Source organism: Variovorax sp. GW821-FHT10B04 (assembly GCF_059415645.1).
In genome coordinates, this window is sequence record NZ_JBWKNQ010000013.1 from 24548 (window position 1) to 42681 (window position 18134).

General features: G+C 62.6%; 18 protein-coding genes and 1 tRNA gene. 1 reads left to right on the forward strand and 18 read right to left on the reverse strand.

The annotated features are described in order from the left end of the window. Positions 1–74 precede the first annotated feature (74 nt). Positions 75–1883 carry an ABC transporter transmembrane domain-containing protein gene (locus tag AC07PZ_RS25810; RefSeq protein WP_495298019.1) on the forward strand — a complete coding sequence of 603 codons (1809 nt, stop codon included), beginning with the start codon at positions 75–77 and terminating at the stop codon, positions 1881–1883. A gap of 117 nt (positions 1884–2000) precedes the next feature. Here the strand turns inward: AC07PZ_RS25810 and AC07PZ_RS25815 are convergent, their stop codons facing one another. From AC07PZ_RS25815 to AC07PZ_RS25900, 18 genes are all read right to left on the reverse strand, one after another. After that, positions 2001–2450, reverse strand: coding sequence for a DUF1178 family protein (locus AC07PZ_RS25815; protein WP_495298020.1), 450 nt, complete (start codon positions 2448–2450; stop codon positions 2001–2003). Between the two features lie 10 nt (positions 2451–2460). After that, the gene (locus AC07PZ_RS25820) at positions 2461–3051 is read right to left on the reverse strand and encodes an NUDIX domain-containing protein (RefSeq protein ID WP_495298021.1); all 591 of its coding nucleotides are present in this window, start codon (positions 3049–3051) and stop codon (positions 2461–2463) included. Between the two features lie 4 nt (positions 3052–3055). After that, the gene (locus tag AC07PZ_RS25825) at positions 3056–3367 is read right to left on the reverse strand and encodes a DUF2818 family protein (protein ID WP_495298022.1); all 312 of its coding nucleotides are present in this window, start codon (positions 3365–3367) and stop codon (positions 3056–3058) included. A 15-nt stretch (positions 3368–3382) separates the two neighbouring features. After that, positions 3383–4873, reverse strand: a complete 1491-nt coding sequence (gene nuoN, locus AC07PZ_RS25830) for an NADH-quinone oxidoreductase subunit NuoN (protein WP_495298023.1) — start codon at positions 4871–4873, stop codon at positions 3383–3385. 24 nt (positions 4874–4897) lie between these two features. After that, complete coding sequence (locus AC07PZ_RS25835; RefSeq protein WP_495298024.1) at positions 4898–6376, reverse strand: NADH-quinone oxidoreductase subunit M; 1479 nt, start codon at positions 6374–6376, stop codon at positions 4898–4900. Between the two features lie 25 nt (positions 6377–6401). Next, positions 6402–8441 carry an NADH-quinone oxidoreductase subunit L gene (gene nuoL, locus AC07PZ_RS25840; RefSeq protein WP_495298025.1) on the reverse strand — a complete coding sequence of 680 codons (2040 nt, stop codon included), beginning with the start codon at positions 8439–8441 and terminating at the stop codon, positions 6402–6404. 12 nt (positions 8442–8453) lie between these two features. Beyond that, the gene (gene nuoK / locus AC07PZ_RS25845; RefSeq protein WP_495298026.1) at positions 8454–8762 is read right to left on the reverse strand and encodes an NADH-quinone oxidoreductase subunit NuoK; all 309 of its coding nucleotides are present in this window, start codon (positions 8760–8762) and stop codon (positions 8454–8456) included. After that, the gene (locus AC07PZ_RS25850; RefSeq protein WP_495298027.1) at positions 8759–9421 is read right to left on the reverse strand and encodes an NADH-quinone oxidoreductase subunit J; all 663 of its coding nucleotides are present in this window, start codon (positions 9419–9421) and stop codon (positions 8759–8761) included. The genes nuoK and AC07PZ_RS25850 overlap by 4 nt, the downstream gene beginning before the upstream one ends. A 27-nt stretch (positions 9422–9448) precedes the next feature. Beyond that, positions 9449–9958, reverse strand: a complete 510-nt coding sequence (gene nuoI, locus AC07PZ_RS25855; RefSeq protein ID WP_495298028.1) for an NADH-quinone oxidoreductase subunit NuoI — start codon at positions 9956–9958, stop codon at positions 9449–9451. 15 nt (positions 9959–9973) lie between these two features. Then, a complete protein-coding gene (gene nuoH / locus AC07PZ_RS25860; RefSeq protein ID WP_495298029.1) occupies positions 9974–11050 on the reverse strand; it encodes an NADH-quinone oxidoreductase subunit NuoH in 1077 nt (358 codons plus the stop codon). Beyond that, positions 11047–13227 carry an NADH-quinone oxidoreductase subunit NuoG gene (gene nuoG, locus AC07PZ_RS25865; RefSeq protein ID WP_495298030.1) on the reverse strand — a complete coding sequence of 727 codons (2181 nt, stop codon included), beginning with the start codon at positions 13225–13227 and terminating at the stop codon, positions 11047–11049. The genes nuoH and nuoG overlap by 4 nt, the downstream gene beginning before the upstream one ends. A gap of 17 nt (positions 13228–13244) precedes the next feature. Then, positions 13245–14585: an NADH-quinone oxidoreductase subunit NuoF gene (gene nuoF, locus AC07PZ_RS25870; protein ID WP_495298031.1), complete on the reverse strand. Its 1341-nt coding sequence runs from the start codon at positions 14583–14585 to the stop codon at positions 13245–13247. Next, positions 14585–15115 (reverse strand): NADH-quinone oxidoreductase subunit NuoE family protein, encoded by a 531-nt coding sequence (locus AC07PZ_RS25875; RefSeq protein ID WP_495298032.1) that lies wholly within the window; start codon positions 15113–15115, stop codon positions 14585–14587. The genes nuoF and AC07PZ_RS25875 overlap by 1 nt, the downstream gene beginning before the upstream one ends. After that, entirely contained in the window at positions 15112–16365 is a 1254-nt protein-coding gene (locus AC07PZ_RS25880) for an NADH-quinone oxidoreductase subunit D (RefSeq protein ID WP_495298033.1), read from the reverse strand. The genes AC07PZ_RS25875 and AC07PZ_RS25880 overlap by 4 nt, the downstream gene beginning before the upstream one ends. Before the next feature lie 27 nt (positions 16366–16392). Beyond that, on the reverse strand, positions 16393–17001 hold the full coding sequence (locus tag AC07PZ_RS25885) for an NADH-quinone oxidoreductase subunit C (protein ID WP_495298034.1): 609 nt from the start codon (positions 16999–17001) through the stop codon (positions 16393–16395). 11 nt (positions 17002–17012) lie between these two features. Next, positions 17013–17495 carry a NuoB/complex I 20 kDa subunit family protein gene (locus tag AC07PZ_RS25890; protein ID WP_140839331.1) on the reverse strand — a complete coding sequence of 161 codons (483 nt, stop codon included), beginning with the start codon at positions 17493–17495 and terminating at the stop codon, positions 17013–17015. A 25-nt stretch (positions 17496–17520) separates the two neighbouring features. Next, a complete protein-coding gene (locus AC07PZ_RS25895) occupies positions 17521–17880 on the reverse strand; it encodes an NADH-quinone oxidoreductase subunit A (protein ID WP_495298035.1) in 360 nt (119 codons plus the stop codon). 56 nt (positions 17881–17936) lie between these two features. Next, positions 17937–18021: transfer RNA gene (locus AC07PZ_RS25900), tRNA-Leu, on the reverse strand. Between the last annotated feature and the right edge of the window lie 113 nt (positions 18022–18134).

The following is an 18134-nucleotide window of genomic DNA, read 5'->3' on the forward strand; positions in this document are numbered from 1 at the left end:
CATATTAACTGCTTAGGCAATTATTGTCAAGGCCGCCTTTGTGGCGGCAAGCTTCGGCTGGCTAGAATCCAGGCATGGCTGTTCCCGCTCCGGTCTCCCTCTCATCCACCGCATCGCCGATGCCCGCCAAGGGCTCCCCGCGCTCACTTTCGGGGCTTCTCCCCTTCCTCCAGCCCTACCGGTGGCAGATCGGTCTCGCGGGGGTCTTTCTGGTGCTGGCTGCCGTTGCGACGCTGGTGTTCCCGATGGCGCTGCGCAGCCTGATCGACGGCGGCCTGGTGTCGACGGACAAGGGCGCGCAGACCATGGCGCTGCGCGACCATTTCTTTGCGCTGTTCGGGGTGGCAGTCGCACTGGGGTTGTTCTCCGCGGGGCGCTTCTACACGGTGAGCTGGCTCGGTGAGCGGATCACGGCCAATCTGCGCAATGCGGTCTACGCGCGCGTGCTGCGCCAGAGCCCGGCATTCTTCGAAACCACCCAGACCGGCGAGGTGCTGTCACGCCTGACGGCAGATACGACCTTGGTGCAGACGGTGGTCGGCTCGTCGTTGAGCATGGGGCTGCGCAATGCGGTGATGGGCATCGGCGCACTCGCCATGCTGGTCTGGACCAATCCCTACGTGATGGTGCAGGTGCTGGGCATCCTCGTGCTGGTGGTGCTGCCGAGCATGTGGTTCGGGCGGCGCGTGCGCAAGTTGTCGCGGGCCAGCCAGGATCGCGTGGCCGACTCGAGCGCCATCGCGGCCGAGGTATTGAATGCGATCCCGGTGGTGCAGAGCTATACGGCCGAAGCGCGCGAGTCGGCGCGCTTCGACGCATCGACGGACGACGCATTCCAGACGGCGGTGCGCCGCACACGGGCCCGTGCGGTATTGGTGGCCTTCATCATCATCGCGACTTCGGCTGCACTGCTCTGGGGCCTGTACCAAGGCACGCAGGCCGTGCTTCGGGGAGATATCACTGCCGGCCATCTGGGTCAGACCGTGGTCTACGTCATCATCCTGGCCAGTTCGGCCGCCGTGCTCGGCGAGGTGTATGGCGATCTGCTGCGCGCCGCCGGCGCCACCGAGCGGCTGATGGAATTGCTGCATGCACGCTCCGCCATCGCCTCGCCCGCGCAGCCGGTGGCCGTGCCCGTGCCGACCAGCGGCAGTTCGCTGCGGCTCGAATCGGTCGGCTTCCACTACCCATCGCGCCCGGGCACGCCCGCGCTGCGGGACTTCAGCATCGACGTCGCCCCCGGCGAGACCGTGGCGCTGGTCGGGTCCAGCGGCGCCGGCAAGAGCACGGTCTTCCAGCTGCTGCTGCGCTACTACGACCCGCAGTCCGGCCGGATCCTGCTCGACGGTGCGCCATTGAACGCACTGGCGCTGGACGATCTTCGCGAGCGCATCGGCCTCGTGCCGCAAGACGCCGTCATCTTCTCGACCAGCGCCTTCGAAAACATCCGCTACGGCAGGCCCGATGCCACCGCCGACGAAGTGCATGCCGCGGCACGCGCCGCCTTTGCCGACGATTTCCTGCGCGCATTGCCGGAAGGCTACGACACCTTCCTCGGCGAACGCGGCGTTCGCCTGTCGGGCGGTCAACGCCAGCGCATCGCCATCGCGCGCGCGATGCTGAAGAATCCGCCACTGCTGCTGCTCGACGAAGCGACCAGCGCGCTCGACGCCGAAAGCGAACGCATGGTTCAAGCCGCGCTGGAATCGGCCATGACCGGCCGGACCACCTTGGTCATCGCGCACCGGCTCGCGACGGTCCAGAAGGCGGACCGCATCGTGGTACTGGACCACGGCGGCATCGTTGAGCAAGGCACGCATGCGGGACTCGTGGCGCAAGGCGGCGTCTATGCGCAACTGGCGGCGCTGCAGTTCGTGCAATAACTGCCTTCTTCTCCGCCTGGATCGATCCGGATCGCGATGGGGATGGCCCGGCTGCGGCTGCACTGCAGCCAATGCCGGTCCGGCACTTGTTGTCCGTCTTGCCTGAAAGCCTGGGGCTTACTGAAGCGTTTCCTTGAGCGCTGCCGGCAACGGCAGGGGCATCACGGCAATGCCTTCATCGATGAGTTGCTCGGCCTGCTCACGCGTCGCCTGACCCCGGATGCCGCGCTCCTCGGTCTCGCCGTAGTGCATCTTGCGCGCCTCGTCGGCAAAACGGTCTCCGACATCCTCGGTCTTGGCCATCACTTCGCGGACCGCGCGCATCCAGCGCGCTTCGGGTGACGAAGCCTCTGCCACCGCATTCCTGGAAGGTGCCTCCGCCGCCTGGGGCGCTTTGGCATTGCCGAGGTTCAGGCGCGGTGCCGACAGCATCTTGACGACGGCCGTATCACCGCACATCGGGCACTCGACCAAGCCGGCGGCGAGCTGCGTGTCGAAGGCGTCATTGGACGCAAACCAGCCTTCGAAGCCATGGCCGTGCGCGCATTGGAGGTTGAGGACCTTCATGCGCGAATTATCAACCGCGGTGTTCCGTGGCGTGCGCGTGCCAGTCGAGCGCCCATGCGCCGGACAGGAAATTCTGGAGCCACAGAGCGCAGGTCAGCGTCTTCGCATCGGTCACGCTGCCATCGCGGCACCAGCCCAGCAACTCGTCCGGCGTCGCCGTGAACACGTCGAGGAACTCGCCCTGGTCCAGATGGCGTTCACCCAGCGAGAGCCCGCGCGCAAAGTAGACATGGATGATCTCGGTCGAATACCCGACCGCCAGATGCATCTTTCCTGCGTAGGCCCACTCGGTCGCCGTGTAGCCGGTTTCCTCGAGCAATTCGCGCTGGCCGCAAAAGAGGATGTCCTCACCCGGATCGAGCTTGCCCGCCGGAAACTCGATCATCACTTGGCCGACCGGGTAGCGGAACTGGCGCTCGAGCACCACACGGCCGTCATCAAGCATCGGCACCACGACGACTGCGCCAGGATGGATCACATATTCACGCGTCGCTGTCTTGCCGTCGGGCAGCCGAACGGTGTCGTGGCGGGCGTGCAGGAAATTGCCATCGGCCAGCACACGGCTGTCGATGCGTTCTTCTCTCAGATGGGCGTCGTCCATGGATCTAGTTCCGATGTTTGAGCAGGTAGCGCCAGGTGAAGCCAGGGAACGCGAGCACGACGAAGAAGGCTCCGGTGACGGCATAGAACTCCCAGCCCTGCGGCGCGATCTGGCCGACGCGCCGCTCGAACAACAGTCCGAGTGCGCCAACCACGAAATACAGCACGACCAGTTCGCCCATCCGCATGGCCAGCGTTTTCGTGTTCGCAGCGACAGGCAGCGGAATCACGGCGAGCAGCCGTTCATTGGCAAAAGGCAAATTGGCGGCCACCAGGGCCGCCAACAAGACAAGCCAGACCGAGGCGGTCTGAGACATCGGTGGATTCGCCGATCAGTTGTTCGCGAGCGTTGCCACGATCGCGTTCGCACACAGCGTCATCAGGCCGCCGGGAACGATGCCGAGAATCAGAATGAGCGCACCGTTCAATGTGAGCACCGCACGCACGTCGCGTGGTGCCGACACGGTGGTGGCCGTGACAGGCGCATCGAAGTACATGACCTTGACGATACGCAGGTAGTAGAACGCGCCGATCAGCGACATGATCACCGCGAACACGGCCAGTCCGATATAGACGGCCTGCCCGGAAGCAATCAGGGCCTGCAGCACGGCGAGCTTGGCGTAGAAACCCACCAGTGGCGGCAAGCCAGCCAGCGAGAACATGGCGATGGCCATCACCGCGGCATACAGCGGGCTGCGTTGATTCAGACCTGCCAGGTCGACGATCTCTTCGCTTTCGAAGCCTTCGCGGGCCAGGAGCAGGATGATGCCGAAGCTCGCGAGCGTGGTGAGCACATAGGTCAGGATGTAGAACATCGATGCGCTGTATGCGAACTGCGCGTTGTACGTGTTGCCGTTGACCACGCCGGCCACCAGGCCGAGCAGCATGAAGCCCATCTGCGAGATGGTCGAGTAGGCCAGCATGCGCTTCAGGTTCGTCTGCGCGATGGCCGCCAGGTTGCCGACCAGCAGCGATGCGATGGCCAGAAGCGCGAGCATCTGTTGCCAATCGATCGCCAGCGGCAGCATGCCTTCGACCAGCAGACGGATGATGATCGCGAACGCAGCCAGCTCGGGTGCGGCGCCGATGAGCAGCGTGACCGCCGTCGGAGCACCTTGGTACACGTCGGGCACCCACATGTGGAAAGGCGCTGCGCCGACCTTGAAGGCCAGACCGGCAACCACGAACACGAGACCGAACACCAGCACCTGGTGGTTCACGTTGCGGCTCGCGATGGCCTTGAACACTTCATTGATGTCGAGCGAACCCGTGGCGCCGTACATCATCGACAGGCCGTAGAGCAGGAAGCCACTGGCCATTGCGCCCAGCACGAAGTACTTCATCGCGGCTTCGCTCGCGAGCGGATGGTCACGGCGCAGCGCGACGAGCGCGTAGCTCGACAGCGTCAGCAGTTCCAGGCCGAGATAGATCAGCAGGAAGTTGCTGCCGGAAATCATCACGAACATGCCGAGCAGCGCGAACATGCTGATCGTGAACATCTCGCCGCCACGCAGCATGTCGCGATCGGCAGCGTACGGGCGACCATAGACCAGCGTGACCATCAACGCGACGGACGCGAAGCACTTGAGCCAGTTGCCCATCGGGTCGCTCACGACCATGCCGCCGAAACCGTAAACCGTCTTGCCGCCGGCGGCAGCCATGCCGGTCATGACCGCGACGACAGCCAGGGTCAACAGCGTGAGCACATAGGTGCGGGTACGGCGAGCACTGGTCGTCGACAGGTCGACCAGCGCGATGATGCAGGCCATGGCCAGCAGCACTATTTCCGGATAGATCGTGATCCAGCTGAGTTTGTCAATCATCTCGTTCTCTTGTTCAGCTCGGGCTCAGGCAGGCAGCTTGGACATCGCCACGTGGCGCAGCAATTCGCTCACGGACGCATTCATCACATCGGTGAACGGCTTCGGATAGAGGCCCATCCACAGCACGGCGATCGCCAGCAGCGACAGCATCAGGAATTCGCGCGCGCCGATGTCCTTCAGTTCCTTGACGTGGTCGTTGCCGACTGCGCCCAGGTACACGCGCTTGTACATCCACAGCGTGTATGCCGCGCCGAAGATCAGTGCGGTTGCAGCCCCCAGGCCGACCCAGAAGTTGGCCTTGACCGCACCGAGGATCACCATCCACTCGCCCACGAAACCAGCGGTACCCGGCAGGCCGCAATTGGCCATGGCGAACAACAGCGCGAAGGCCGCGAACTTGGGCATGGTGTTGACCACGCCGCCGTAATCGGCGATCTGGCGCGAATGCATGCGGTCGTACAGCACGCCGATGCCCAGGAACATCGCCGCCGACACGAAGCCGTGGGCCACCATCTGCACGATGCCACCGGACACGCCGAGGTCGTTGAAGATGAAGAAGCCCAGCGTCACGAAGCCCATGTGCGCCACGGACGAGTACGCCACCAGCTTCTTCATGTCACGCTGAACCAGCGCCACCAGGCCGACGTAGATCACGGCGATCAGCGAGAGCGCGATCATGAGCCAGGCCCATTCGCGCGAGGCATCGGGCGCGATCGGCATCGAGAAGCGCAGGAAGCCATAGGCACCGAGCTTCAGCATGATGGCGGCCAGCACGGCGGAGCCGCCGGTCGGCGCCTCGACGTGCACGTCGGGCAACCAGGTATGCACGGGCCACATCGGAACCTTCACCGCAAAAGCCGCAAAGAAGGCAAAGAACAGGAAGCTCTGCGCACCGCTCGCGAGCGGCAGCTTGTGCCACGTCAGGATGTCGAAGCTGCCGCCGGACTTGTTGTACAGGTAGATCAACGCGACCAGCATCAACAGCGAGCCGAGCAGCGTGTACAGGAAGAACTTGAATGCCGCGTAGATCTTGTTCGGGCCGCCCCAGATGCCGATGATCAGGTACATCGGGATCAGCGTGGCTTCGAAGAACACGTAGAACAGCAGACCGTCGAGCGCCGAGAAGACGCCGATCATCAGGCCCGACAGGATCAGGAACGCGCCCATGTACTGGTTCACGCGCTCGGTGATCACTTCCCAGGCCGAGATCACGACGATGACCGTGATGAAGGCCGTCAGCAGGACCATCCACAGCGACAGGCCGTCGACACCGAGGTGGTAGTTCACGTGGAAGCGTTCGATCCAGCCGAACTTCTCCTCGAACTGCATCGCGGCGGTTCCGTTCTGGAAGCGCGTATAGAGCGGCAGCGTGACGAGGAAGCTCAGGATCGACCCGACCAGAGCAACCCAGCGAACGGTCTTCGCGTGCTCATCACGACCGAAAGCCAACAACAGGACGCCGAACGCGATCGGCATCCAGATGGCAAGGCTCAACAAACCCATTTTTGTTTTTCTCCAGCGCGCGCGCTTACTTGTTGAACCAGACGAAATACGTCATGAGCACGAAGATGCCCAGCAGCATCGCGAACGCGTAGTGATAGATGAAGCCCGACTGCATCCAGCGAACAATGCCCGAGATGCGGCCGATCAGCTTCCACGACCCGTTGACGATGGCCCCGTCGATCACCGCCTGATCACCACCCTTCCAGAACGCCGTACCCAGGGCACGCGCGCCACGGGCGACGATGTTTTCGTTGATCCAGTCGAGGTAGTACTTGTTTTCCAGCAGGCGGTACACCGGGCCGCATGCGCGCTTGATCGCCGCGGGCAACGCCGGGTTGATCATGTACATGTAGTACGACAGGACGACGCCAGCCAGCGCAAGCCAGAACGGTGCCGTGGTCAGGCCATGCAGTGCCATCGCGACCGGACCGTGGAAGGCTTCTTCCATTTCCTTCATCGCATGGTGCGTGTTGCCGTTCACGAAGATCGCGTCCTTGAAGAACTCGCCATAGAGCATCGGCTCGATGGTGATGAAACCGATCACGACCGACGGAATGGCCAGCAGCACCAGGGGCAGCCAGACGACCCACGGAGACTCGTGCGGCGTGTGGGCATCGTGATGATCGTGGCCGTGATCATGGTCGTCATGGCCATGGTCGTCGTGATGCGCGTCCGGATTCTGGTCGTAGCGCTCCTTGCCGTGGAAGACCAGGAAGTACATGCGGAACGAATAGAACGCCGTCACGAACACACCGGCCAGCACCGCGAAGTACGCGAAGCCCGAGCCCCACAGATGGCTCTCATGGACCGCTTCGATGATGCTGTCCTTCGAGTAGAAGCCTGCGAAGAATGGCGTACCGATCAGCGCCAGCGAACCCAGCAGCGAGGTGATCCAGGTGATCGGCATGTACTTGCGCACGCCGCCCATCCAACGGATGTCCTGGTTGTGGTGCATGCCGATGATGACCGAGCCCGCACCGAGGAACAGCAGCGCCTTGAAGAAGGCGTGCGTCATCAGGTGGAACACGGCGACCGAATAGGCCGATGCGCCCAGTGCGACCGTCATGTAGCCGAGCTGCGACAGCGTCGAATACGCCACAACGCGCTTGATGTCGTTCTGGATGATGCCCAGGAAGCCCATGAACAGCGCCGTGATCGCACCGATCACGAGAATGAAGCTCAACGCCGTGTCACTCAGTTCGAACAGCGGCGACATGCGCGCCACCATGAAGATACCGGCCGTCACCATGGTCGCTGCGTGGATCAGCGCGGAGATCGGGGTCGGGCCTTCCATCGAATCCGGCAGCCACACGTGCAGCGGGAACTGCGCGCTCTTGCCCATCGCGCCGATGAACAGACAGATGCAGATCACCGTGACGAGCATCCACTCGGTGCCCGGGAACGTGAGCTTGGACAGCGCGTCGACCTTGGTGAAGGCTTCGGCGTAGTTCAGCGTGCCTGCATAGGCCGCGATCAGGCCGATGCCCAGAATGAAGCCGAAGTCGCCGACGCGGTTCACCAGGAAGGCCTTCATGTTCGCGAAGACCGCCGTGGGCTTGTTGAACCAGAAACCGATCAGCAGGTAGGACACCAAGCCCACCGCTTCCCAGCCGAAGAACAGCTGGAGCATGTTGTTGCTCATCACGAGCATCAGCATGGAGAAGGTGAACAGCGAGATGTAGGCGAAGAAGCGGTTGTAGCCCTCGTCCTCTTCCATGTAGCCGATGGTGTAGATGTGCACCATCAGCGACACGAAGGTCACGACGCACATCATCATGGCGGTCAGGCCGTCGACCAGGAAGCCGACTTCCATCTTCAGGCCGCCGACCATCATCCATTCGTACAGCGTCGCGTTGAAGCGCGCGCCATCGACGATCACGCTGCGCAGCGTGATCGCGGAAATGATGAAGGCGACCAGCACGCCGAGGATCGTCAGCGAATGGGTGACCTTGCGGCCGATGTGATTGCCGCCGAACTTGGTACCGAAGACGCCGGCAATGGCCGAGCCGACCAGAGGTGCCAGCGGAACCGCCAGCAGGGTGGATGCAGAAAGCGTAGCGCTCATGGTGAACTCTTGTTATCCCTTGAGCGAGTTGAGTTCGTCGACGTTGATGCTCGACCTGTTGCGGAACAGGAGCACCAGCAGCGCCAGGCCGATGGCCGATTCGGCTGCAGCGACGGTCAGGATGAAGAACACGAAGATCTGTCCGTGCATGTCACCCAGGTAATGGGAGAAGGCGACGAAGTTCATGTTCACCGCCAACAGCATCAGTTCGATGCACATCAGCAGCACGATCAGGTTCTTGCGGTTCAGGAAGATGCCGATCACCGACATCGCGAACAGCATGGCGCCGAGCGACAGATAGTGTGGAAGCGTCAAAGTCATGCCTTCTTCTCCCCAGTGGCGGCAGGTGCTGCCTCGACAGCTGGCGGTACGGGCGGCACCGAAGGCTTGGTCGCATCGACCTTGACCAGCATCATGCGGTCACGTGCCTTGACGTGGACCTGATCGCTGACGGCCACGAACTTCGTGTCCTTGCGCTGGCGCAGCGTCAGTGCGATCGCCGCGATCATCGCGACCACCAGAATGACGGCCGCGATCTGCACCGGATAGAGATATTGCGTATAGAGCAGGATCCCCAGCGCCTTGGTGTTCGACACCTGCGCGGCGGCGCCCTGCACGGCGGCGACGGGCATCTCGCGGAAGCCGCCCATCAGCACATAGGCCATTTCGAGCGCGATCACCACGCCGACGAGTGCCGCCAGCGGGAAATGCTTCCAGAAGCCCTCTCGCAAGCTGTCCATGTTGAGGTCGAGCATCATCACGACGAACAGGAACAGCACCATCACCGCTCCCAGGTACACGAGCACCAGGACGATCGCGAGGAATTCGGCCTGCAGCAGGAGCCACACGGCAGATGCCTGCGAGAACGCGAGCATCAGATACAGCACCGCATGCACGGGGTTGCGCGCAGTGATGACTCGAAAGGCTGCGAAGAGCAGCACCAACGAGAACAGATAGAAGAAGCCAGTCTTGACGTCCATGGATTTTTTCTTTTCGGGCGTCTGCCGTTAACGGTACTTGGCGTCGGCGGCCTTGTTGGCCGCGATCTCGGTTTCGTAGCGATCGCCGACGGCCAACAGCATTTCCTTGGTGAAGTACAGGTCGCCCCGCTTTTCGCCGTGGTATTCGAGGATGTGGGTCTCGACGATCGAATCGACCGGGCAGCTTTCTTCGCAGAAGCCGCAGAAGATGCACTTCGTCAGGTCGATGTCGTAGCGGGTGGTACGGCGCGAACCATCGTCACGCACTTCCGACTCGATGGTGATCGCCACGGCGGGGCAGACGGCCTCGCACAGCTTGCAGGCGATGCAGCGCTCTTCGCCGTTTTCATAGCGGCGCAGTGCATGCAGTCCACGGAAACGCGGCGACAGCGGCGTCTTTTCTTCCGGGAACTGAACCGTGATCTTCCGGCGGAAGGCGTAGCGTCCGGTCAGGACCATGCCCTTGAAGAGTTCCGTGAGCATGAAGCTCTTGAGGAAATCCTTGACCGAAAAGGGGGAGGCAGCAACAGCTGACATCGTGTGTATCTCCGCTTATTTCCAGATGTTCCAGGGCGTCTGCATCCAGCCCCCGACCACCAGCAGCCACACCAAGGTGACCGGAATAAAAATCTTCCAGCCCAGACGCATGATCTGGTCGTACCGGAAGCGCGGGAACGTACCGCGGATCCAGATGAAGAGCGTGAGCACGAAGAAGGTCTTCAGGCCCAGCCAGATCCATCCTGGAATGAAGTCGAGGAAGCCGACCGGCGACAGCCAGCCGCCGAGGAACATCAACGCGGCCAGGATCGACACGAGCCACATGCTGGCGTATTCGGCCAGGAAGAAGATCGCGAAACCCATGCCCGAGTACTCGACCATGTGGCCGGCCACGATTTCCGCTTCGCCTTCGACCACGTCGAACGGATGGCGGTTGGTTTCGGCCACACCGGAGATCACGTAGACGATGAAGACCGGCAACAGCGGCAGCCAGTTCCAGGACAGGAAACCCAGGCCCATGTTGGCGCCCATGCCCTTGCCCTGCACGGCGACGACATCGCCCAGGTTCAGGCTGCCGGACACCATGATCACGATCACGAGGCAGAAGCCCATCGCGATCTCGTAGCTGACCATCTGGGCCGATGCGCGCAATGCGCCCAGAAAGGCGTACTTCGAGTTCGAAGCCCAGCCGGCGATGATCACCCCGTACACCTCGATCGAGGTGATCGCCATGATCAGCAGCAGACCGGCATTGACGTTGGCCAACACCGCTTCCGGGCCGAACGGAATCGCCACCCAGGCAGCAAGCGCCGGCATGATCGCCATGATCGGTCCGAGGCGGAACAGCCCTGGCGCAGCAGCGGTCGGGTTGATCAGTTCCTTGGTCAGCAGCTTCAGCGCATCGGCGATGGGTTGCAGCAGACCGAAGGGCCCGACGCGGTTGGGGCCATGGCGAACCTGGATCCAGCCCAGGAACTTGCGCTCCCACAGCGTCGCGTAAGCCACGGCGCCCAGCAGCGGCAACAGCACGCAGATGATCTTGATGAGGCTCCACACCACCGGCCAGCCACCAGCCACCCACCAGTGCGCGGAGATCAATCCGCGGCCAAAGCCGTAGATGGAATCGATCATGCCGTCACCTCGTCGAGCGTTGGCTTCGTACCCGTCACGGCGTGCGCACTGCCGCGCGCATCGGCGGTCAGCTGGAGCGACGTGGCGCGGCGCACGGTGCCGTCCAGTTGATAGATGCGCGCGGTAACCGGCGCCACGACAGCGTCTGCCGCCTTGAGATCGATACCCGTCGGCGCTGCGTTGCTCAGCAGGTCTGCCGGCAGGTGTGTCGCCGCGGCGTCCTGCCCATTGCGCACATGCGCGAGCACGTCCTGGGAGGATTCGAAGTCGAAACCCTGCAGCCCGAGCAGATTGGCGAGCACGCGCAGCACCTTCCAGGCCGGACGGGCTTCGCCCTGCGGCTTCACCACGGCATGGAAACTCTGCACACGACCTTCGGCATTGACGAAGGTACCTGGCGTTTCAGTGAACGGAGCGATCGGCAGCAACACATCGCTGAATGCGAGATTGGCCTTGAACGGGCTCAGCGTCACGACCATCTGCGCATGCTCGAGGCCTGCCGGCGCGGCGGCACCAGCCGCCGAGTCGAACTCGGGCTCGTTGTTCAGCAGCAGCACGGCCTTCAGGCCACCCGACAGCATTTGTGCGGCGTTCAGTCCACCTGCACCCGGCAGGGCCTTCGCCCATTGGGCGCCCACGGTGTTCGCCGCTTCGGTCAGGTAACCGACGCTTGCACCGGTCTGTTCACCGATCCACTGCGCCAACGACAGCAATTGCGACGCCTGCGCGTGGTGCGCAGCCGCATTGCCCAGCAGCACCGCCTTGCGCTCGCCACCCAGCAGCGAAGCCGCAAACGCCTTGGCCGACTCGGTCGCTTCACCAGCGACGGGTGCGGACACACCCTTTTCGGCACCGATGGCCGCAGCCACATCGGCCAGTGCACCGAGCCAGCCGCTTGCGGCCACGGTCTGCACGCCAGCCAGCGACATCGCCCAGGCGTCCGGCGTCGACAGCTCGACGCTCGATCCGACCACATGGACAGCGGCACCCTTGCGGACTGCCTGGCGGATCCGCTGCGCGAACAGAGGATGGTCCTTGCGCAGGTTCGAACCCACGACGAGCACACGCTGCAGTTGCGACAGCGAAGCGATCGAAGTACCGAGCCAGCGGACACCGCTGGCCGGCGTGAAGTCGGCACTGCGCAGGCGGTAGTCGATGTTCTCGCTGCCCAGACCGCGCACCAGCGCGCCGGCCAGTGCCAGTTCTTCGAGCGTGCTGTGCGGGCTGACCAGTGCACCGATCGTCGATGCACCGTGGTCCGTCTTGATCTGGCGCAGGCCATTGGCCACGTATTCAAGGGCCGTCTGCCAATCGACCGACTGCCACTTGCCGCCTTGCTTGAGCATCGGCTGCGTCAGCCGCGCGTCGCTGTTCAATGCCTCGTACGAGAAACGGTCGCGGTCGGCAATCCAGCATTCGTTCACGTCCTCGTTTTCGAGCGGAACGACGCGCATCACCTTGTTGTTCTTGACCTGCACGATCAGGTTCGAGCCCGTCGAATCATGCGGGCTCACCGACTTGCGGCGCGACAGTTCCCAGGTCCGGGCGCTGTAGCGGAAAGGCTTGCTGGTGAGCGCGCCGACCGGGCAGATGTCGATCATGTTGCCGGAGAGTTCCGAGTCGACCGTCTCGCCGAGCACGGTCGTGATTTCGGAATGCTCGCCGCGATGGATCATGCCGAGCTCCATCACGCCGGCCATCTCCTGGCCGAAGCGGACGCAGCGCGTGCAATGGATGCAGCGGCTCATCTCTTCCATGCTGATCAGCGGGCCGACGTCCTTGTGGAACACGACGCGCTTCTCTTCTTCGTAGCGCGAGGAACCACCACCGTAGCCCACGGCCAGATCCTGCAACTGGCATTCGCCGCCCTGGTCGCAGATCGGGCAGTCCAGCGGGTGATTGATGAGCAGGAACTCCATCACCGACTGCTGGGCCTTGATGGCCTTCTCGCTCTTGGTGCGGACGATCATGCCCTGGGTCACGGGCGTGGCACAGGCCGGCATCGGCTTTGGCGCCTTTTCCACATCGACCAGGCACATGCGGCAGTTGGCCGCAATGCTGAGTTTCTTGTGATAGCAGAAGTGGGGAATGTACGTGCCCGCTTTGTCGGCTGCATGCATCACCATGCTGCCTTCGGTCACTTCGACCTTCTTGCCGTCGAGTTCGATTTCAACCATATATCAGTTTCCCGCGCTCAGGCCTTGGCAGGCGCTTTGGGGACGAAGCCCGGAATCAACGCCTCGAACTCGTGGCGGAAATGCTTGATCATCGCGCGCACGGGCATCGCGGCCGCATCGCCGAGCGCACAGATCGTGCGTCCCTGGATGTTGTCGGCCACCGAGTTCAGCAGGTCCATGTCGGACGCCCTGCCCTGCCCGTTGTGAATGCGATCGACCACGCGCCAGAGCCAGCCCGTGCCTTCGCGGCACGGCGTGCACTGGCCGCAGGATTCGTGCATGTAGAAGTACGACAGGCGCTTGAGCGATTCGACCATCGAACGGCTGTCGTCCATCACGATCACGGCGCCCGAGCCCAGCATCGAGCCGGCCTTGGAGATCGAGTCGTAGTCCATCGTGCAGGCCATCATGATGTCGGCCGGCAGCACCGGCGACGACGAGCCGCCCGGAATCACGGCCTTGAGCTGACGGCCCTTGCGCACGCCACCCGCCAGTTCCAGCAGCTTGCTGAACGGCGTGCCCATCGGGACTTCGTAGTTGCCTGGCAACTCGACGTCGCCGCTGACCGAGTAGATCTTCGTGCCGCCGTTGTTCGGCTTGCCGCACTCGAGGTAGGCCGGACCGCCATTGCGGATGATCCAGGGCACTGCCGCGAAGGTCTCGGTGTTGTTGATCGTGGTCGGCTTGCCGTACAGGCCAAAGCTCGCCGGGAACGGCGGCTTGAAACGCGGCTGGCCCTTCTTGCCTTCGAGCGACTCGAGCAGCGCGGTTTCTTCGCCGCAGATGTAGGCACCAAAGCCGTGGGCGGCGTGCAACTGGAAGTTGTAGCTGCTGCCCATGATGGCGTTGCCGAGATAGCCCGCGGCGCGCGCCTCTTCAAGCGCTTCCTCGAAGCGTTCGTACGCCTGGAAGATCTCGCCATGGATGTAGTTGTAGCCGACGCTAATGCCCATCGCATATGCGGCGATCGCCATGCCTTCGATCACGATGTGCGGGTTGAACTGCAGGATGTCGCGGTCCTTGCATGTGCCCGGTTCACCTTCGTCCGAATTGCAGACGAGGTATTTCTGGCCCGGGAACTGGCGAGGCATGAAGCTCCACTTCAGCCCGGTCGGGAAGCCCGCGCCGCCACGGCCGCGCAGGCCGGAACCCTTGACTTCGGCGATCACCTGATCGGGCGTCAGGCCCTCCGTCAGGATCTTGCGCAGCGCCTGGTAGCCACCGCGAGACTCGTAGTCCGCGAGCCGCCAGTTGGTGCCGTCGAGGCCCGCATAGATCTGCGCGCCGATGTGGCGGTCATGGAAACAGGTCTGGACACCCGTCGCCTGGAATTGCGACAGGACTTGTTCTGGCGTCATCACTTGGCTTCTCCGGTCGAAGAGGCGCGCAGGCCGTCGATGAGCTGGTCCAGCTTCTCGTTGCTCATGAAGCTGCACATCGTGCGATCGTTGACCAGCATCACCGGCGAATCGGCGCAAGCACCCAGGCATTCGCTCTGCTGCAGCGTGAACAGGCCGTCGTCCGTGGTACCGCCCATGCGGATGCCAAGCTTCTTTTCGAGATGCACCAGCGCCGTGACGCCATCGCGCAGCTGGCACGGCAGATTGGTGCACACGTTGAGCTTGAACTTGCCCGTCGGGTGCTGGTTGTACATGTTGTAGAAGGTCGTGACCTCGTGCACGGCGATCGACGCCATGCCCAGATAGTCGGCAATGACCTTCTCGCTCGCCAGGCTCACGTAGCCCTGTTCCTGCTGCACGATCGACAGACAGGCCATCACGGCCGACTGCGCCTGATCGGCCGGGTACTTGGCGACTTCGCGTGCGAAGCGCTCGAGCGTTGCGGCGGTGATGGCCGCACCGGGTGCGGGAGTGCTTTCGTTGCTCATCGGTCGATCTCTCCGAACACGATGTCCAGTGTTCCGATCACGGCGACGGTGTCCGCGATCATGTGGCCGCGCGACATCTCGTCGAGCGCGGCAAGGTGGACGAAACCTGGCGGACGGATCTTCAGGCGATAGGGCTTGTTGGCGCCATCGCTGATCAGGTAGATGCCGAACTCGCCCTTCGGGTGCTCGACAGCCGCATAAGCTTCGCCTTCGGGCACGTGGAAACCTTCGGTGAAGAGCTTGAAGTGATGGATCAGCTCTTCCATGTTGGCCTTCATGGCCTCGCGCTCGGGCGCTGCAACCTTGTGGTTGTCGGTGATCACCGGACCGGGGTTGACACGCAACCAGTCGACGCACTGCTTGATGATCCGGTTCGACTGCGCCATTTCTTCCATGCGGACGAGATAACGGTCGTAGCAGTCGCCGGTCTTGCCCACGGGGATATCGAAGTCCATCTTGTCGTAGACGTCGTATGGCTGCTTCTTGCGCAGATCCCAGGCCACGCCCGAGCCACGCAGCATCGGGCCGGTCAGGCCGAGATTCAACGCACGGTCGGCGTCCATCACGCCGATGCCGACGGTACGCTGCTTCCAGATGCGGTTGTCGGTCAGGAGCGTGTGGTACTCCTCCATGTGCTTCACGAAACGCTTCGTGAAGTCATCGATGAAGTCCAGCAGCGAGCCCTGGCGGTTCTCGTTCATGCGAGCGAGCGCCTTGGCGTTCTTGATCTTGCTGACCTTGTACTGCGGCATCGTGTCCGGCAGGTCGCGGTAGACGCCGCCCGGACGGAAGTACGCCGCGTGCATGCGCGCACCGGAGACGGCCTCGTACATGTCGAACAGGTCTTCGCGCTCGCGGAACGCGTAGATCAGGATGGTCGAGCTGCCGCAGTCGTTGCCGTGCGAGCCGAGCCACATCAGGTGATTCAGCAGACGCGTGATCTCCGCGAACATCACGCGGATGTATTGCGCACGGATCGGCACTTCCAGGCCGAGCAGCTTCTCGATTGCCAGGCAGTAGGCGTGCTCGTTGCTCATCATCGACACGTAGTCGAGACGGTCCATGTAGGGCAGCGACTGGATGAAGGTCTTGTGCTCGGCGAGCTTCTCGGTCGCACGATGCAGCAGGCCGATGTGCGGATCGGCGCGCTGGACGACTTCGCCGTCGAGCTCGAGCACCAGGCGCAGCACGCCGTGGGCGGCTGGATGCTGGGGTCCGAAGTTGAGCGTGTAGTTCTTGATTTCAGCCATGTTCGTTCACCGTGGAGCCGGAGCCCCTCAGTGCAGGCCTCCGTAGTTTTCTTCGCGAATGATGCGCGGCGTGACCTCGCGCGGCTCGATGCTCACCGGCTGGTAGACGACGCGCTTCATCTCTTCGTCGTAACGCATCTCGACGTGACCCGACAGCGGGAAGTCCTTGCGGAACGGATGGCCGATGAAGCCGTAGTCGGTCAGGATGCGGCGCAGGTCCTCGTGGCCTTCGAACACGATGCCGTACAGGTCGAAAGCTTCACGCTCGAACCAGTTGGCCGATGCCCAGATGTGCATCACCGACGGGAGCACCGGAAAGTCGTCGTCCGCACAGAACACCTTGACGCGGACGCGTTGATTCAGGCTGACGGACAGCAGATGGGACACGGCGCAGAAGCGCAGGCCGTCCCATGCGCCGTCGCGATAGGTCGAATAGTCGACACCGCAGATGTCGATCAGCTGCTCGAACTTGCAGCCCGGCGCATCGCGCAGGGTCTGCATGGCTTCCAGGTAATCGGCAGCCTTCACCAGCACCGTCACCTCGCCGAGCGCGACGTCGATGCTTTTCACCTTGTCGCCCAGGGCCAGCGTGATCGTGTCCTTCAGAACACCAGGATCGATTGCAAAAACTGTCATGGCGATCCCGCTCAGGCCCGGGCAATGGTGTTGGTTCGACGAACTTTCTGCTGCAGCTGGATGATTCCGTAGATCAACGCTTCCGCAGTGGGCGGGCAGCCAGGCACATAGACATCGACTGGAACGATTCTGTCGCAGCCCCGCACCACCGAATAGCTGTAGTGGTAGTACCCACCGCCATTGGCACACGAGCCCATCGACAGCACCCAGCGCGGCTCGGCCATCTGGTCATAGACCTTGCGCAGCGCCGGCGCCATCTTGTTGCACAGCGTGCCGGCGACGATCATCAGGTCGGATTGCCGCGGGCTGGCACGAAACACCTCGGCGCCGAAGCGGCCGATGTCGTAGCGTGCAGCAGCGGCATGCATCATTTCGACCGCGCAGCAGGCCAGACCGAAGGTCATGGGCCAGAGCGAGCCGGTCTTGGCCCAGTTCACCACCGAGTCGTAGGACGTGGTGACGAAGCCTTCCTTAAATACGCCTTCAATGGCCATGACTATCCTTGTTGCCGGAATCCGGCTATTCCCAATCGAGAGCGCCTTTTTTCCATTCGTAGGCAAAGCCCACGACAAGAATTGCCAGGAAGATCACGACCGCCCAGAAGCCGGTCGCACCCACCTCTTTCAGGGCAACGGCCCACGGGAAGAGAAAGGCGATCTCGAGATCAAACAGAATGAAGAGGATGGCCACCAGGTAGTAGCGGACATCGAACTGCATGCGGGCATTTTCGAAAGCTTCGAAGCCGCACTCGTAAGGGGAATTTTTTGCCGCGTCGGGCCGATTGGGGCCGAGGACATATCCGAGAACCTGGGGTCCGATACCTACACCGATACCGACCAGAATGAACAAGAGGACGGGGAGGTAGGATTCGAGGTTCATCAGGGTTCTATCACCGCTTGCCACTGGCAGAAAGCAAGCTTCCTGCCAGTGATATTTGGTGCGGTCGGCGAGACTCGAACTCGCACAGCTTTCGCCACTACCCCCTCAAGATAGCGTGTCTACCAATTTCACCACGACCGCGGTTTTTTCTGTCCGGATGGCATGAGGAGACCAGAGGTCTTTGGCTTTCCGGAACAGCTTTAGAGTTTACCCTGAAATGTCGCTTTTTTCACTGAGCGACTGCCTCAATCTTA

Excerpts from the sequence above, each read along its gene's own strand:
- AC07PZ_RS25810 (WP_495298019.1), top strand. The coding sequence starts at position 75 with ATGGCTGTTCCCGCTCCGGTCTCCCTCTCATCCACCGCATCGCCGATG.
- AC07PZ_RS25815 (WP_495298020.1), bottom strand. The coding sequence starts at position 2,450 with ATGAAGGTCCTCAACCTCCAATGCGCGCACGGCCATGGCTTCGAAGGC.
- AC07PZ_RS25820 (WP_495298021.1), bottom strand. The coding sequence starts at position 3,051 with ATGGACGACGCCCATCTGAGAGAAGAACGCATCGACAGCCGTGTGCTG.
- AC07PZ_RS25825 (WP_495298022.1), bottom strand. The coding sequence starts at position 3,367 with ATGTCTCAGACCGCCTCGGTCTGGCTTGTCTTGTTGGCGGCCCTGGTG.
- nuoN (WP_495298023.1), bottom strand. The coding sequence starts at position 4,873 with ATGATTGACAAACTCAGCTGGATCACGATCTATCCGGAAATAGTGCTG.
- AC07PZ_RS25835 (WP_495298024.1), bottom strand. The coding sequence starts at position 6,376 with ATGGGTTTGTTGAGCCTTGCCATCTGGATGCCGATCGCGTTCGGCGTC.
- nuoL (WP_495298025.1), bottom strand. The coding sequence starts at position 8,441 with ATGAGCGCTACGCTTTCTGCATCCACCCTGCTGGCGGTTCCGCTGGCA.
- nuoK (WP_495298026.1), bottom strand. The coding sequence starts at position 8,762 with ATGACTTTGACGCTTCCACACTATCTGTCGCTCGGCGCCATGCTGTTC.
- AC07PZ_RS25850 (WP_495298027.1), bottom strand. The coding sequence starts at position 9,421 with ATGGACGTCAAGACTGGCTTCTTCTATCTGTTCTCGTTGGTGCTGCTC.
- nuoI (WP_495298028.1), bottom strand. The coding sequence starts at position 9,958 with ATGTCAGCTGTTGCTGCCTCCCCCTTTTCGGTCAAGGATTTCCTCAAG.
- nuoH (WP_495298029.1), bottom strand. The coding sequence starts at position 11,050 with ATGATCGATTCCATCTACGGCTTTGGCCGCGGATTGATCTCCGCGCAC.
- nuoG (WP_495298030.1), bottom strand. The coding sequence starts at position 13,227 with ATGGTTGAAATCGAACTCGACGGCAAGAAGGTCGAAGTGACCGAAGGC.
- nuoF (WP_495298031.1), bottom strand. The coding sequence starts at position 14,585 with ATGACGCCAGAACAAGTCCTGTCGCAATTCCAGGCGACGGGTGTCCAG.
- AC07PZ_RS25875 (WP_495298032.1), bottom strand. The coding sequence starts at position 15,115 with ATGAGCAACGAAAGCACTCCCGCACCCGGTGCGGCCATCACCGCCGCA.
- AC07PZ_RS25880 (WP_495298033.1), bottom strand. The coding sequence starts at position 16,365 with ATGGCTGAAATCAAGAACTACACGCTCAACTTCGGACCCCAGCATCCA.
- AC07PZ_RS25885 (WP_495298034.1), bottom strand. The coding sequence starts at position 17,001 with ATGACAGTTTTTGCAATCGATCCTGGTGTTCTGAAGGACACGATCACG.
- AC07PZ_RS25890 (WP_140839331.1), bottom strand. The coding sequence starts at position 17,495 with ATGGCCATTGAAGGCGTATTTAAGGAAGGCTTCGTCACCACGTCCTAC.
- AC07PZ_RS25895 (WP_495298035.1), bottom strand. The coding sequence starts at position 17,880 with ATGAACCTCGAATCCTACCTCCCCGTCCTCTTGTTCATTCTGGTCGGT.